10 protein-coding genes and 1 pseudogene are annotated in these 16,121 nt (G+C 47.2%); 7 read left to right on the forward strand and 4 right to left on the reverse strand.

Going from position 1 to position 16,121, the window contains the following annotated elements; genetic code table 11:
• Positions 1-90: 90 nt before the first annotated feature.
• The 4 genes from mltG to IEX62_RS13900 all read left to right on the forward strand — a co-directional run bounded on the left by mltG (position 91) and on the right by IEX62_RS13900 (position 6,718).
• The gene (mltG, locus tag IEX62_RS13885) at positions 91-1,182 is read left to right on the forward strand and encodes an endolytic transglycosylase MltG (RefSeq protein WP_188776141.1); all 1,092 of its coding nucleotides are present in this window, start codon (positions 91-93) and stop codon (positions 1,180-1,182) included.
• A gap of 148 nt (positions 1,183-1,330) precedes the next feature.
• On the forward strand, positions 1,331-2,260 hold the full coding sequence (locus IEX62_RS13890) for a peptidase U32 family protein (protein WP_188776142.1): 930 nt from the start codon (positions 1,331-1,333) through the stop codon (positions 2,258-2,260).
• A gap of 35 nt (positions 2,261-2,295) precedes the next feature.
• Complete coding sequence (locus IEX62_RS13895) at positions 2,296-3,657, forward strand: peptidase U32 family protein (RefSeq protein WP_188776143.1); 1,362 nt, start codon at positions 2,296-2,298, stop codon at positions 3,655-3,657.
• Positions 3,658-4,150: 493 nt separating this feature from the next.
• Positions 4,151-6,718, forward strand: a complete 2,568-nt coding sequence (locus tag IEX62_RS13900) for a methyl-accepting chemotaxis protein (protein WP_188776144.1) — start codon at positions 4,151-4,153, stop codon at positions 6,716-6,718.
• A gap of 431 nt (positions 6,719-7,149) precedes the next feature.
• Here the strand turns inward: IEX62_RS13900 and IEX62_RS13905 are convergent, their stop codons facing one another.
• Entirely contained in the window at positions 7,150-8,310 is a 1,161-nt protein-coding gene (locus tag IEX62_RS13905) for an AI-2E family transporter (protein WP_188776145.1), read from the reverse strand.
• 256 nt (positions 8,311-8,566) lie between these two features.
• On the opposite strand from IEX62_RS13905, the gene IEX62_RS13910 reads away from it, so the two are divergent.
• Positions 8,567-10,048, forward strand: a complete 1,482-nt coding sequence (locus tag IEX62_RS13910) for a polysaccharide deacetylase family protein (RefSeq protein ID WP_444544139.1) — start codon at positions 8,567-8,569, stop codon at positions 10,046-10,048.
• 353 nt (positions 10,049-10,401) lie between these two features.
• Here the strand turns inward: IEX62_RS13910 and ilvD are convergent, their stop codons facing one another.
• The 3 genes and pseudogenes from ilvD to IEX62_RS13925 form a co-directional block, all read right to left on the reverse strand.
• Positions 10,402-12,075 carry a dihydroxy-acid dehydratase gene (gene ilvD, locus IEX62_RS13915; protein WP_188776439.1) on the reverse strand — a complete coding sequence of 558 codons (1,674 nt, stop codon included), beginning with the start codon at positions 12,073-12,075 and terminating at the stop codon, positions 10,402-10,404.
• A gap of 387 nt (positions 12,076-12,462) precedes the next feature.
• A pseudogene (locus IEX62_RS13920) lies at positions 12,463-12,702 on the reverse strand (KGG domain-containing protein); the annotation flags it as partial.
• A 123-nt stretch (positions 12,703-12,825) separates the two neighbouring features.
• Entirely contained in the window at positions 12,826-13,896 is a 1,071-nt protein-coding gene (locus IEX62_RS13925) for an acyltransferase family protein (RefSeq protein WP_188776148.1), read from the reverse strand.
• A gap of 219 nt (positions 13,897-14,115) precedes the next feature.
• Between IEX62_RS13925 and IEX62_RS13930 the strand changes: the two genes are divergently transcribed.
• Both IEX62_RS13930 and IEX62_RS13935 read left to right on the forward strand, forming a co-directional pair.
• Positions 14,116-15,078, forward strand: a complete 963-nt coding sequence (locus tag IEX62_RS13930) for a sugar kinase (protein WP_188776149.1) — start codon at positions 14,116-14,118, stop codon at positions 15,076-15,078.
• Between the two features lie 81 nt (positions 15,079-15,159).
• Positions 15,160-15,825 carry a bifunctional 2-keto-4-hydroxyglutarate aldolase/2-keto-3-deoxy-6-phosphogluconate aldolase gene (locus IEX62_RS13935; RefSeq protein ID WP_188776150.1) on the forward strand — a complete coding sequence of 222 codons (666 nt, stop codon included), beginning with the start codon at positions 15,160-15,162 and terminating at the stop codon, positions 15,823-15,825.
• Positions 15,826-16,121 lie beyond the last annotated feature (296 nt).

The following is a 16,121-nucleotide window of genomic DNA, read 5'->3' on the forward strand; positions in this document are numbered from 1 at the left end:
ATACGGCAGTTCCATACTGCTACAGTTATGTCTTGAGAAGAGCGGAGCCTATTCCGCTCTTTTTGACTGTCAAAGGAGTTGTTATGTCCATTGCGTAAAAAGGTCAGGACCCTTTTAGGAGTTATTGTTTTGCTGATTATTATCATTGCAGGCGTAGCGATATACGGATGGAATGCGATGCAGCCGACTGCGGCTTCATCTGAGCCGGTTGCTTATACGCTTGCGGAGGGCACGTCAACAGCTAAGCTTGCGGGCGATCTGGAAAGTAAAGGCATCATTCGCAATGACTTCGCGTTTCGAATGTATCTGCGCTGGAACAATGAAGGCAAAGCGTTCAAGGCAGGTGACTATGAATTCACACCTGGCATGACGTATGAGCAGATTGTGACCAAGCTGAACAATGCGGAGGTTGTCGTACCGAAAACGATGAAGTTTACGATTCCGGAGGGCTACACCGTTACCCAGATTGCCGACAAGCTCAGCAGTGCGGGCTATGTGGATCGGGATGAATTTTTGAAGCTGGTAGATGATCCGTCTCAGTTCAAGCAAGCACGTGATTGGAAGGTACCGACAGGTAATGGCATTTTACATCCGTTAGAAGGCTATCTGTTCCCGGCTACATACGATTTGCCACTGGATAGCACACCGCAGGATGTGATTGCGAATATGCTGGCAGGTACGCGTTCAAATCTGGCGACGATCGATAATTTTGATCAAAAGCTGAAAGCACGAGGTATGACCTTGCATCAGCTCTTAACCGAAGCATCGCTGATCGAGCGCGAGGTTGTCGTTCCAGATGAGCGTGCAGAGGTGGCAGGTGTCATTAACAACCGCATTAAGCAAGGGATGCGTCTGCAAATTGATGCGACTGTGCAATACGCACTGGGCAAGCAAAAGCAGCGTCTGCTGTACTCCGATCTCAAAATTGACAGTCCATATAATACGTATCTGCACGACGGACTGCCGCCAGGACCGATTGCCAATCCTGGTATTGAAGCGATTAAGGCAGCATTAGAGCCGAAGACATCCGATTATCTATACTATGTAACGAAAAAGGATGGCTCCGGTGGACATCTATTTGCTAAAACCTATGCAGAGCATCAGAAAAATATCGCTGCGAGCAAAGAAACCAGTGCAGCAGGCCAAGCGGAGAGTAGTAATACTTCCGATGAAGCCAATTGATGCGTTAACAAATACACATCCACAGGCAGCGAGCCATTCGCTGCCTTGTGATGCGTGGAGCTTCAGATAATAGAAGATGTGTATCACCCCATACTTAGCAATACGTACAATGATGAAATAACAGCCGTAAGGCTGGGAGGTGCTTGATATGAGTAATAAACCTGAGCTGTTAAGCACAGCTTCTTCGCTGGAGGAGCTACGTGTACTGGCGGAAGCGGGAGCAGACGCTTTTCTAATTGGTGAAGAACGCTTTGGAATGCGCTTGCCAGGAGACTTTACTTTAGCAGAGATCGCTGAAGCGGTAGCATACAGTCATGATAAGGGCAAGCGTGTGTATGTTGCGGTGAACAATCTGATGACCAATGATATACTGGCTGAACTGCCTGCTTATATCGAAGGTCTGCGCGATGCAGGGGTAGATGGTATTGAATTTGGCGATCCAGCAGTGTTGACTACTGTACGCGAGCTGGCTCCAGACCTTCGTCTACACTGGAATGCGGAGATGACCTCAACCAACTCGTCTACTGCGAATTACTGGGGACGCAAGGGAGCGACACGTGTCGTACTGGCACGTGAGCTGAATATGGATGAGATTACTGGCATGACGGACAAGCTGGAAGTGGAAGCACAGGTACAGGTGCATGGTATGACGAATATTTATCATTCCAAGCGCCGCCTTGTGCAAAGCTATATGGCGCATCAGGGACGTCAGGTAGAGGGCGAGCTGGGGCTAACACGTGGACTGTTTCTAATCGAGGCGGAGCGTCGTGATGAAAAGTTCCCGATCTATGAGGACAGTAACGGTACCCATATTATGAGTTCAGAAGATATTTGTATTCTGGAAGACCTGCATCTACTAATGGAGGCAGGCATCCATAGCTTCAAAATCGAAGGGATGCTCAAGCCGATTGCTTACAATGTCGCTGTCGTTCGCGCCTATCGTACCGCAATTGATGCGTATGCTGCTAATGCAGAGGAATATGAGTTTGACGAATCATGGCTGGAAGAAGTTCGTGAGCTGCAAGACCCTGAGCGTGAGCTGTCGTTTGGTTTCTTTTATAAAGAGCAAGTCTATTAAGATATCATCGTAACAAGATCGAGGGGGAGATCTCCATGGGTACTACATCCAAACCAATTCATTTTGGCAAAAGATACCGTCTGGATAAGCCTGAGCTGCTTGCACCAGCGGGGAATCTGGAAAAGCTGAAATTTGCTATTCATTATGGCGCTGATGCTGTATACATCGGTGGACAAAAATACGGCCTTCGGTCCAACGCAGATAACTTCAGCTTTGAAGAGATGCGGGAAGGCGTAGAATTCGCGAATCAATACGGTGCTAAAGTATTTGTTGCGACTAACATTTATGCGCATGATGAGGATGTTGATGGCATCGAGGAATATCTGCGCAATCTGGAGGAAGCGGGCATCTCGGCGATTATTGTAGCCGATCCAACGATTATCGAAATTGCTCTGCGCTGTGCACCGAAGCTAGAGGTGCATTTGAGCACTCAGCAATCAACATTGAACTGGCAAGCGGTAAAGTTCTGGAAAGAAGAAGGCTTGCCGCGTGTCGTACTGGGGCGCGAAACCAGCCTGGAAGAAATTGCGGAGATTAAGAAGAATGTGGATGTAGAGATTGAGGCATTTATTCACGGTGCGATGTGTTCTTCCTTCTCGGGACGCTGTGTGCTGTCCAACCATTTTACCGACCGTGATTCTAACCGTGGTGGCTGCTGTCAGTCGTGCCGGTGGAAATACGATCTGTTTGAGGATGCGCGTCCACAGGCGGAATGGATCTCGGAAGAGGAAGCGGCAGAGCAGCGTGTACTGGAGCAATTCCAGCTGGGCGTGAATCAGCTTCCGCTATATGAAGAAGGCGATAATCCGTTCTCGATGGGTTCCAAGGATCTGTGTATGCTGGAGGCGATTCCTGATCTGATCGAGGTCGGCATCGATAGCTTTAAGATCGAGGGTCGGATGAAATCGATCCACTATGTGGCGACAGTGGTGAATGCGTATCGTCAGGCGATCGATTCCTACATGGCTGATCCTGACAATTATGAACTCAAGCCAGAATGGCTGGAAGAGCTAAACAAGGCGGCGAATCGTCCACTGAATACAGGCTTCTTCTACGATACACCGGATCAGGAAGATCATATTTACGAGCCAGAAGATAAGGCGGTTCCTTATGATTTTGCCGGGTTGGTGCTGGATTATGATGAAGCAACAGGTATTGCAACTGTGCAGCAGCGTAATCATTTCAAGCCAGGTCAGGATATTGAGTTCTTCGGTCCGAATGGTACATTTTTCAAGCAGCAGGTCGGCACGATCTGGGATGAAGAAGGCAATGAGCTGGATGCCGCTCGTCACCCCTTGCAAAAGATTCGCTTGAAGGTGGATCAGCCGGTTCGTTACTTTGATATGATGCGTAAAAAGAATGTGAAGGCCGCTCCAAAGACAACGGTAACTGTCTAATAGACAAGCTTGTTGTGCGAGAAGGCTAAGCGCCTTTACGTGCATAGTAATCATAAAATAGAGATCTAACAGGATTGGGTAGGCATACGTATCCTTCTACATCGTAAAGGCAGAAAATAGTCTTTTTGGTAAGCTAAAGCGTAATTGAGTTTAGCCCAAAAGACCTGTTTCCTGCCTTTTTTGTGTCATTTACATAACATATAATGATATATTCATGTTTTTTCAGAAAAATAATATCGCTTACAAAAGAGATAATAGCCTAAATTATGGTATTATTTAAATCGTAATGTTAAGTTTTTTATAAATAATAGTATAAAAGACCTTACTTTTTCAAAAAAAGAGTTCATTTTTACTGGATAATCACCGATAATGGAAGCATAACTATAGCTCTAGGACTCCAGCAGGAGTTCTGACTGAATAAAATAAGGAACAGGTAAGCCGGGAGAGAAAGGTATATTGCAGGTCCTGAATTTTGAGATGGTGGGTGAATCGTATGGGTTTATGGCAAAAACCGGGGAAATCGGAAGGCAAGCCAGCAAAGTTATCCAAAAAGTTACTCAAGCAACCAGGCGAGACCAAGCAACTAAAGAATCAAACTCCAAAGCCGAAGCAACAGAAAGTCAACAACGGGAAAAATCCTTCTCAACGGGCGCTACATAAGTGGTTTAAAGAGCGCGGCAGGGGAGCGAAGCAGATGCCTGTTCAGGGTGTAGACGCTGTAGCAGCGTCATCAACAGCCGAACCAGGTAAGCCAGGCAATAGTAAGTTTAACTTGAAAGCGCCACGCATTTCGCGTGAGCAGCTCAAGCATGCTGGTCGTTCCTCGCTGTCTGCTGCTAAAAATTGGCGTAGCTTTAATCCTTCCAAATCAGTTGGAGTAAAGCTATTCTTAATGTTTTTTATTGCTATTATGCTATGTGTTGTTTTGCTAGGCTCATTTTCTTATCTACGCGCGAAAAGTGTAATTAAGGAAAATGCAGCGATTAGCAATGAGCAGACGATCATTCAGACCGGGGAAAAGCTGGATGTGATGCTCAGTCAGATCGTGAACTCTTCTGTACAGGTGTTTTTTGATCCGACTATGCAGAATGATCTGACGAAGCTTACTAGCCCGAATCTGTCGGAATATGATAAATATCAAACGATCAATTCGATTAGCCAGAATCTGCAAAATCAAATGAACTCTACCGATTCGATCGAAGCGATCTATCTGATCCCTGTCGACACAAAGCTGAATGTTATCGGTGCAGGTACAGGTATTCCTGATCCGACTGCGGTTCGTCAAAAGGATTGGTATAAAACATTGACCGATGATAAAGGGGTCATGCAGTGGATTCCAACGGAGTCTGCCGCTGGCACGAATAAAAACTTTACGTATGCGCGTGCAATGCGTTTGTCGAGTAGTCCGGAATCCTTCGTCTTTGTTATGAGCATTAATAGCAAATGGCTGAATGACCAGATCGATAACCTTAATCTGGGTGACGGCGGCAAAGTCGATCTGGTAGGTGGCCCGAATAATACAGTGATTGCTTCCACACAGCCAGAGACCGTATCGGAAGCATCAGCTTACAAATTCCTGGATCAAATCAAGGGCGGTAGCGGACGCTTCCAAAATGATGAAGGCCCGCAGCCCATTCTAGTTGCTTACTCCGTACTTGATACAGCGGATACGTGGAAGCTGATCGGAACTGTACCAGTACAAGCACTTGTATCGAGTGCAAGTCCGATTCTGATGCTAACATGGATTATGGCGATTGTGTGTGCGGTTGTAGCGATTCTGATCGGTCTGGTCATTATTCGCACCATCGGTACGCCACTGCGCAAGCTACAGCGTCTGATGAATCTAGGCTCACAGGGGATTCTGAGCGTACGTACCAATCACAAATCCTCGGACGAGATTGGACAGCTTGGAGTAGCTTTTAATACGATGATGGAAAATATTACAGGTCTGGTGAAGCAGACGAATGAATCTGCCCAGCACGTACTGGACACTGCAACTACGCTTAGCTCGGCTTCTCGCCAAACGGCTACCTCAGCCCGCGAGATCGCTGTAGCTACCGAGGAAATTGCGAACGGGGCAGGTAGTCTGGCACTGGAGGCTGAACGCGGTACAGAGCTGACCGAGACGATGAATGATCGAATGGGTCGCGTTGTTGAGGCGAACAAGCAGATGGAGCTGTCAGCTGAGAAGGTAGAAGAGGCAGGTAAAACAGGGGTTCATCATATGGATGAGCTGATGGGCAAAACGAAAGTGACCGAGGATATGATCCGCTCGCTGAGCGTACGGATCGATTCACTCAAGGAAAGCACATCGTCTGTACAGCAGGTACTTGATGCCATGCAAAATATTACGAAGCAGACGAACATTCTGTCCTTGAATGCAACGATCGAGGCAGCACGTGCAGGCGCTGCGGGTAAAGGCTTTATGGTCGTTGCCGATGAGGTTCGTAATCTGGCAGAGCAATCCCGTCAATCGATCCTGATGGTTGGCGAGATTACCACTAATATCCAGAAGGAAATGGATGAGACGGTGCGTGTGCTGACCGAAGCATTCCCGCTGTTCCGTCAACAAACCGAAGCCGTACAGGCAACAACAGGTATTTTTGAAACGGTACAGCAGCAGATGACCGAGTTTGTGCACAAGCTTGGCTCTGCTACACAATCGATTAATGAGCTGAATCGCGTGCAGCAATCGATGAGTGAAGCGATGAGCAATGTGAGTGCGGTAGCCGAGGAATCCTCTGCAACTTCGCAGGAGGTTGCTTCCTTGAGTAGCGAGCAGCAAAATGTAAGCACACAGCTCGTGACGCTGTCCGGTCAACTGGAAACGGTATCGATTGGCTTGAAGGATACGATTGCACGCTTCACAATCGACGATGTAGAGGTGCCTGAGGACGCTATAGCTGAGGCTAACGCGACTGATGCTACAGCAGGTGAAAACGAATCAACATCGGAGACGGCTGACGTTGTTCCTTTACAGTCGGTTGATGCGGTTCATGCAGAAGAAAATGCGGATGCACCAGATAGGAAGGATGTATCGCATTTGGAAAAAGAAGCGTAAAAAAAGAACGCTGAGCAGCGCAAGAGATCCGAGAGCATTATGGTATCCTGCTACTACGTAATAGAAGGGTATTGCAGGATAGCAGGATGAATGAAAAATCTCGAATAAAGCAATATCAAACGATACTAAAAAGCTGCACTCTTTGTAATCGAAGAGTGCAGCTTTTTGCATTTTTTGTATATGTAGCTCGATGAAGGTAGATCACGCCAAACTGGATACCGCCGCTAATTTTCGTTAAAATTACTTATACGTAACATACACAGCCTTTACATTCAAACGGTATCATAAGCTAAACCCTGCATAATGAATGTCATGATACAGTGTAGTAGCAAATGGTAAGCTGTGAGTTGATCCATTCTATAGGAATAGTAGCAGGGATATCCAGTATCGATGATTTGCATTTGCTTATTCCGATCTAGATCTCGTCAGAATTACAGCTGGTCTGTTGAAGGCTCTGAGTCAGGTGTAGCAGCTGGAGCAGGAGGATCATCTGCACGATCCATCGGCTCAAATTCTTCCTTAGGCAGGCGAATCCAGCGTTGTAGATAGCCCTGCACAAACAATTCTTTGAGCAAAATAATGAGAATCGGCGACAGCACCAGACCTGCCACGCCGAAAATGGACAGCGAGATGATCATCGCAGAGAGCATCAGGTAAGCAGAAGTAATACCGATCGAATTACCGGTAATTTTGGGCTCCAATAGCTGGCGAGTCAGCATAACGACCACAAGCAGTACCGTCAGCCCAATCGCAAGCCCGGTCTGTCCGACAATGAACAGATACACAATCCACGGTATGAAAATAACCGGTATACCGAGTAATGGCAAAATATCGAATACCGCACTCAGGATCGCTAGTGAAAAAGCATGATCGACCTGTAAGATCAGTAATCCTATGTACACAAGTACAAATGTGAGCGACACCATCATCAGCTGCGCTTTAATATACGCGCCGATGGCAAACAATACATGCTCCTTTAAAAAGTAAAAGGATTTTTTGATCGTGTTGGGTGTCTTTTCCGTTGCAATTCTGCGCCACAGATTAATCTCAGCACTCAGGAAGAAGGCGAGCACAATCCCAACGGCAAAGCTACCGATAAAGGATGAGAAGGTGCCAAGCCAGCCAAGCGCTGCATTAAATAATGACTTGCCCCATACGGCGAGTCCAGCAGTAAAGGTAGCAAAGTACTCGTTAATCTGCTCGGCTACACCCGGAGGCAATGCCTTGAGCTGATCCTGTAAAAAGCCAGTGAACTGCGAAAAATGATGCTGCACGATAGAAGCATAGCCTGGCAACGCATCTGTCACCTGACTGATTTGAGCCACAAACACAAGCCCTGCACCAAACAGTGCTCCCAGAATAATAAGTACGAATACCAGCACAGCAATCGCGGAGGAAGCCATTTTCGGTAAGCCACGCCGATTCAAAAACATTGCAAATGGCTCGATCATTGCAAAGATAAGCAATGATAAAAATACAGGTGCAGCAATCCGGTATAACCAGCTGGATAACAGCAATACCAGATAGACGGTCAGAACGACGACACCGATATCAAATGCGGTGCGCCAATACTTTTTGTACAGTGGCAGCATGAAACGTAAAACTCCTTTTCCGTCAAATCGTTGAAATTCCTTCTTACTCTAGCAGCAGGAGGGTATGATAAAATAGTATAGATGCAATACCCCGAAAAGCCAATATAGCAGATTAAGCTAAAATTCATCTCCGTGCATCGTTCTGCACTGCGATAGCAAGATCACAATAATTGCAATTTGCTTGCTCCAACCCTGCAATGAACTAGAGACATGTTACACATCATTATCGCTGGATAAGGAGCTGAAAGGAGCAATGATGGAACATCTGTTTTTATGGCTGCTTTACATATGTTCATTTTATGCCTTTATTCCGGGGCTAGTTAGTCGATTGTTTGGCTATCGTGTATTTCGACGTGGAGACAGCAAGACATCGTTCGCACTGACCTTTGATGATGGCCCCGATCCGATCTATACACCGTTGTTATTAGACCTGCTCAAGCAGTATGAGGCAAAGGCGACCTTTTTTGTTGTAGGGCTTCATGCAGAGCAGAATCCAGACATCATCCGCCGCATTCATGAGGAAGGACATCAGATTGGTATCCATAATTATATTCATCGCGCTAACTGGTTAATGTCGCCAGCCGCAGTACGCCGGCAAATCTATTTGACGCAAAAAATCATTCACAATCTTACAGGCAAGCGGCCTCTATATTATCGCCCACCGTGGGGAATCGTAAATCAGTCTGATCTTTCGCGTAACAGCCATTACGATATTGTGCTCTGGTCGTCTCTGTTTGGTGATTGGCGTAAACGGGTAGGTAGAGATAAACTCGCTGCTCGTATGCTGCGTAAGCTACGAGGTGGCGAGATTATGCTGCTGCACGATTGCGGCAACACCTGGGGAGCGAATCGTGATGCTCCTGCCGAAATGCTTGCTGCGCTGGAGCTTGTGCTACAGGAGGCGCAGCAGCGTGGTCTGGAAGCAGTGACGATCGGCTCTCTGATGGAAGGGAGCAAATATATGTCCAAGCAGAGAAAAGATCGCGCTACTCGTGAGTCAGAGGATGGAACATACGCCCGCCGTGCACCACTCGGCACGCTCCTGTCTCCATTTAAGAAGCTGCTCGTTCAGCTATGGCTGGGCTGGGAAAAGCTGTTCCACTGGATGTTTCATTTGCAAAAGACAGGCCCGGATGGACTATTTCATTACAGACTACGCTCGTATCAAGGCAGACCGCTACAATTAGAAACTGGAGAATGGTTGGAACGTGGAGACTCGATTATCGAGCTTCATTTTGATAATCGCCGTTTATTCGATCTGACCTCAGGCTCACGCTCAATGATGCAGCTTGCGATCCTGTTCATTCAAGCCGCCAGACAGGACTTTCCGAAGCTGGCGCTGCAAATGAAGGAGCAGCCCGAGCTTATGCAAGCACGCGCGCTGTATGGCGTAAGCATGGTCAACCGCGGCCCGGAAAAATTCGGCTTTGCGATACGAGAACTGCCACAGGGCCTATTCGCTTTCCTCACGCGCTGGTATCTCAAGCTGCTGCTAACCATTATCCACCCATCCGGTAGCATGCGCCTAAAAGAACAATCCGAGCATCTGATTCCGCGTGCGATGATACTATCAACACCTGCTTTTATGCAACGTTATGATGTCGACACATCATCCATTGTCGATCCTTCTACACAACACGCCGAACGCGGCATAGCACTAACTGCCGTATCATCAGAACCATCCACATCCATAGAAGATACATTAACAACGACCGATGTACAAACTCAGCCTTCGTAATCATGTGGCAATGAATATAGTATTCGATTCTTCTATGTCCCGGACACTATTCTATACCTTACAGCCCGAAACAAGACGTCTGTTATGCTATTACACAGACATTTGTTTCGGGCTGTTTTTAATATAGGTATAGAAGGTTGATATTAATGACTTTGAGAAACGGGCGGTATTAAAGTGTGTCATACAGATGCACGATTCGAGTATACATATGACGTGTAGATAGTATACTTGCAACAGCAACAGCGTTAATTTAGGGTTGTCCAGCTAGCAGAGATTATCCTGACAGCAAAAAAAGACGCTCCAGATCGCAGCTCACACGATCCAGAACGTCTCTATTAAACCGAATATACCGATTAGATTTTCATAATACCGCCCATGCTAGCATTGGTAACAAGCTTGGAATAACGCGCCAGATAACCGGTTTTCACCTTCGGCTCGAATTCTTTCCACTCATTCTTACGGCGTTCTTCCAGCTCTTCGTCGCTCACATGCAGCGTGATATGACGCTCGTTCAGATCCAGCTCAATGATATCGCCATCATGAACGAATGCGATCGGGCCGCCTTCTGCTGCTTCTGGTGAGATGTGACCGATGCTGATACCGCGAGATGCGCCGGAGAAGCGTCCGTCTGTGATCAGACCAACCTTCGCGCCCAGACCCATACCAACGATCTGAGATGTTGGAGCGAGCATTTCTGGCATACCTGGGCCGCCTTTCGGGCCTTCGTAACGGATAACGACAACATGACCTTCCTTGACGTGACCATTAGCGATGCCATACAGCGCATCATCCTGAGAATCGAAGCAGATCGCAGGGCCTTTGTGGTAGCCGCCAACCGACGGATCAACCGCACCGACCTTAATGATCGAGCCTTCAGGTGCCAGATTACCGAACAGAACTGCCAGACCGCCACGTTCGGAGTGTGGGTTATCAATCGCATGAATAACTTCATGGTTTTGAATTTCCTGGCCTTCTACATTTTCACGAATCGTTTTACCTGTAACTGTAATGCAATCCTCATGCAGAGCCCCCGGCTTTTTCAGCAGCTCATTCAGTACGGCGCTTACGCCACCTGCCAGATGCACATCCTCGATATGCCAGTCCGATGCAGGAGCAAGCTTCGCCAGGTGAGGTACACGGTTGGCTACTTCATTAATGCGTTCGATTGGATACTGGAAGCCAGCTTCGTGTGCCAGTGCCAGTGTGTGCAATACCGTATTGGTAGAACCACCCATTGCCATATCCAGTGCAAATGCATTATCGATCGCTTTTTCCGTTACGATGTCGCGTGGCTTCAGATCAAGCTTGATCAGTTCCATCAGCTGTGTAGCCGATTTGCGAACAAAGTCACGACGTTCTGGAGCAACAGCCAGAATCGTACCGTTACCTGGTAGAGCCAGACCGAGTGCTTCTGCCAGACAGTTCATGGAGTTCGCTGTGAACATACCCGAACAAGAACCACAGGTTGGACAACCGAATTGTTCCAGCTCCAGCAGTGTTTTGTCATCAATTTTGCCAGCCTGGTATGCACCAACGCCTTCAAATACCGATGTCAGAGAGATGGAGCGTCCTGTGCTGTCTTTACCAGCCTTCATTGGGCCGCCGCTGACAAACAGAGTCGGGATATTCACACGCAGTGCGCCCATGAGCATACCTGGTGTGATTTTGTCACAGTTTGGAATACAAACCATGCCGTCAAACCAGTGAGCGGATACGACTGTTTCCAGAGAATCAGCGATGATCTCACGGCTTGGCAGGGAATAGCGCATGCCGATATGGCCCATTGCGATACCGTCATCGACGCCGATTGTGTTGAACTCGAACGGTACACCGCCCGCTTCGCGAATCGCTTCTTTGACGATTTTACCGAACTCTTGCAGATGCACATGCCCCGGAACGATATCAATGTAGGAGTTACATACAGCGATAAACGGCTTGTCGAAATCTTCTTCCTTAACGCCAGCTGCACGCAGCAGGCTGCGGTGCGGTGCACGATCGAAACCTTTTTTGATCATGTCCGAGCGCATTTTGTTTTTTGTGTTGGCTGCCATGGTGTCGGTTTCCCCCCAAATATATGATAGTAGCTTTGTGACTTTAGCGCGGTTGAATAGCAAAGTCCAAGGCTGGAAAAGGATTGCATAATACAGCAAACTAGCAGATGAACATAAGGCAAATAGCGTTCTGGCATACGGACCAATATGTGTCAACATAGGCTTACAGGCTGATATTACACAAAAGTTTTTAATAGAGTCTATCATATGTGTTAGCTTTTTGCCAGCTTATATTATGTAATTTACAGAGAAAAAGACAACAAAAAAGCAGACTCTTTTTGTGCATCGTTAAAAGAGTCTACTTTCGATGATTAGGCTATCGTATACATTTCTCCTGTTTAATAGGAAGAAATGTTAACGACTCCCACCTTTACGACCGATTTCTTTGTAAAAGTCACGATCATGCGTTTCCGAAGTGGCTTCGCCACCCTTACGTCCAATCTCTTGATAGAAATCCTTATCATGGTTGCGGGAGGTTGCCTGTCCGCCTTTTTTGCCAATCTGCTGATAGAATTCTTTGCTATGTTTACGGGAAGTGGCTTGACCGCCCATGCGACCGGCTTCTTGGCGGGTCATTTTGCCATTGCTCTTGGTGTTTGCCATAACAATTTCACTCCTGTCAGTATAAAGGTAAAAAACCTTATTATTGTGATACAACTAGTTGCTCATTAATTACCCTGTCTAAATTGCCTGAAACGAAAATTCCCTAATTTATCCACCTGCCATTTATTTTGTAACTGAAGAACTATGCTGAATATAGTGCCAGAAAACCGTGATTGGACGCGGAACGCAAGGCTCGATCCAGGTTTTCGTCCATTTTTGTACAATCGGCTGAGCGAGCGCGACTGCCATTAATATGGAAAATAATACTAGAAATATTACACTTGCCGGGCTGTAGCCAAGTGCATGAACAAAGCCCGCTGCAACAAGCGTACGCACAACAAGTCCGTGTAAAAGAAACACATATAATGTGCGCCGACCCCATCCGGTGAGATAACCTACCCGCCGTGGTACCCAGGCGAGAAAGGCAAGAGAAGCAACTAGCTGTAAGCTGTACATGCCGATTCGTATGAGTAGTCCATGCTCTAGAGAGACGCCGAGCTGCATAAAGGTCTGATTTCCATAAAACCAGCCATGCGGTAACTCCCAATGCAGCATAATAAAGGACAGCATTAGCAGCACAGAACCGATCGTTCCAAGCCGTCGACGCTTCTGCACGATCATGGCAGACAGCTTGGACACATTCAGACTATAACCAATCATGAAAAAGGGAAAATAAATCAATGTACGTGAAATAGCCAGCCACACACCGTCCAGCGGCAAGCAGCCTGCCAATAGACCGAGCAGAATTGCAATCGTCAGCTGAAGCGGTAAGCTCAAGCGATGCAGCGCAATAGCGAGCAAGCGCCAGAAAGCATGCCCTGCCAAAAACCATAGCAACAAATAAGGTGCAAAAAACGAATGTACAACTCCATCGACACGGAAAAAGGTCATATCCAGTAATGAATATAGCGATTGAAATAAAATGTATTGTAGCAGGATTGTACGCAGCACCCGTTGCCCTGTGCGACCATGCAAATTAGAACGTGCAAAAAATCCAGTCACCAGCACAAATAGCGGCATATGAAACGAGAAAATCCATAAAAAGATACCTTCTGCCATCGCAGAATGGCGAACAAGCGGTTCTAGCATATTGCCAGCCACTACACATACAATAAGCAAAAAGCGCAAATTAATAAAATACGTTTCGATCGCCTCTGTATGATGAGCAGTCAGCTGCTTATGTGCGGTATTCATGAATTTCAGACTCCTTTGGCAAGTTGATAGTTTAAAAATAAAGCAAACGGAATTTTAATATTGTGAATTTAATCACAAGTAGTTCATTATTGTTGAACAAAAATGTACAAACATTGATGGAGCGGAATCATTGACAAGCAAGAAAGCGGTTGCGAAAATGGAGAGTGTACGCGGTTACATATCCTGTATCACAAATCGCTTGAATCAGGGGGATGAAACATGAACAATCAGACAGGCTCTCCGGAAGTCGTGACCTTTGGGGAATCGATGGGACTGCTGACGGCGGAGGACTCTCGTGGTCTGGAATACGCAGCACAGCTGCGCAAGTCGTTCGGTGGTGCAGAGAGTAATCTGGCAATCGGTATTGCCCGGCTCGGTCATTCAGTTGGATGGTGTGGCAGACTTGGCAATGATCCGCTTGGTCATATGATTCAAAAGGCAATTCGTGGAGAAGGCGTGGATGTGTCACGCTCGATTCTAGCGGATGGCGAACCGACTGGACTCATGCTACGTGAAAATGTGTCTGGTAAAGCATCGGTACACTATTACCGCCGTTTTTCGGCAGCAAGCCATATGCAGCCGGACGATCTGAATGCTGACTATATCGCGGGCGCACGAATTTTGCATGTGACTGGGATTACAGCAGCGATCAGCTCCTCTGGACTGGCTACCGTGAAGCGTGCGATGGAGATTGCAACTGAAGCAGGTGTAACGGTATCATTTGATCCGAATCTGCGCTTGAAGCTGTGGACGCTGGAGGAAGCACGGCCTGTGCTGCTTGATCTCGCCGAGCGCTGCGATTATTTCCTGCCCGGGCTGGATGAGCTGGCTTTGCTGTATGAGACGTCCAGTGATGCAGAGATTTTCGATCGTTTGCGTCAGCTCAAGGCGATTAGTATCGTCAAGGGCGGCCCGGATCTGACTTATGTTGTCGAAAAGGATCGTACATTGGAAGTACCGTATTTTAAAGCAGAGCAGGTGCTGGATACCGTCGGTGCCGGAGATGGCTTCTGTGCGGGCTTTTTGACAGGCTTGCTGCGTGGCTATTCCAATGAAGAAGCGGTGCGACTGGGGAATCTGAATGGCTCCATGGTGATCCAGGCGGTAGGCGATTGGGAAGCATTACCGACCCATACCCAGGTTGAAGCAAAGCTAGGTAACAAAGTACACATCGAACGTTAAATGTGAAGCAGACAACATAGAACAGTCACCGTATTCATGCAAAGGTAAGGCAAGTATTCTCAAGTCTAAAGGAGAACTGACATGAAAAAACTGCAAATCCTGCAAAAAATGATGGACTACGGTGTCGTTGCCGTTCTGCGCGGTGAATCCGCGGATCAGGTATTCGCGATGGCAGAGCAAGCGATTGCTGGCGGCATTAAAGTTATTGAGGTTACACTCACTGTTCCAGGTGCACTCCATGCGATTGAGAAGCTAAGCCGGATGTATAGCTGGAAATCCGATAAATCAGACAATTTTGCAATTATCGGTGCAGGTACCGTATTGGAGCCACAGACTGCACGCGCAGCAATGATGGCGGGTGCTGAATTCGTGGTAAGCCCTTCGCTTAATCCAGAAACAGTTAAAATCTGCAATCTGTATCGTGTTCCGGTCTTACCAGGTGTGACCACGCTCGAAGGTGTACAGCACGCGCTGGAGCTCGGTGTGGATATTGTGAAGCTATTCCCGGGCAATCTATATCAGCCATCCATTATCAAAACGCTCAAAGGTCCAATGCCGCAAGCGAACTTTATGCCAACTGGTGGCGTGTCACTGGATAATCTGGGTGAATGGATCAAGGGCGGTGCAGTCGCTGTTGGCATCGGTTCCGATCTAACTACCGATGCGATCAAAACAGGCGATCTCAGCCTGGTGCGCCAGAAGTCCGAGCAGTATATGAAGGCATATCATGAAGCCAAGCAAGGCTAAATTCTGTGTTAAGTATTCTTCTTGTAAGACAGGAACCATTCTGTAAAATGGCAGAAATGATAATGTAGGGCATGAACAAAATCCATTTTGCAAACGTCTGCAAAACTTGTATAGCTTGTCTTAAAGTGGATTATACCGCTGGATTGGCATGCAAGGTTTCTTCTGACATAGTGGAAATGTTATACTAGACATACCAGCGGCCTGTTGTCCTGCGAGGGAGACAGGCTGCTTTGCATCCATGTTGGTCTGCTTGGACACTGGTTGCTCAGATAAGCGCAAACCAATGATTACCGCAG

The organism is Paenibacillus hunanensis, assembly GCF_014645615.1.
GTDB classification, from domain to species: domain Bacteria; phylum Bacillota; class Bacilli; order Paenibacillales; family Paenibacillaceae; genus Saccharibacillus; species Saccharibacillus hunanensis.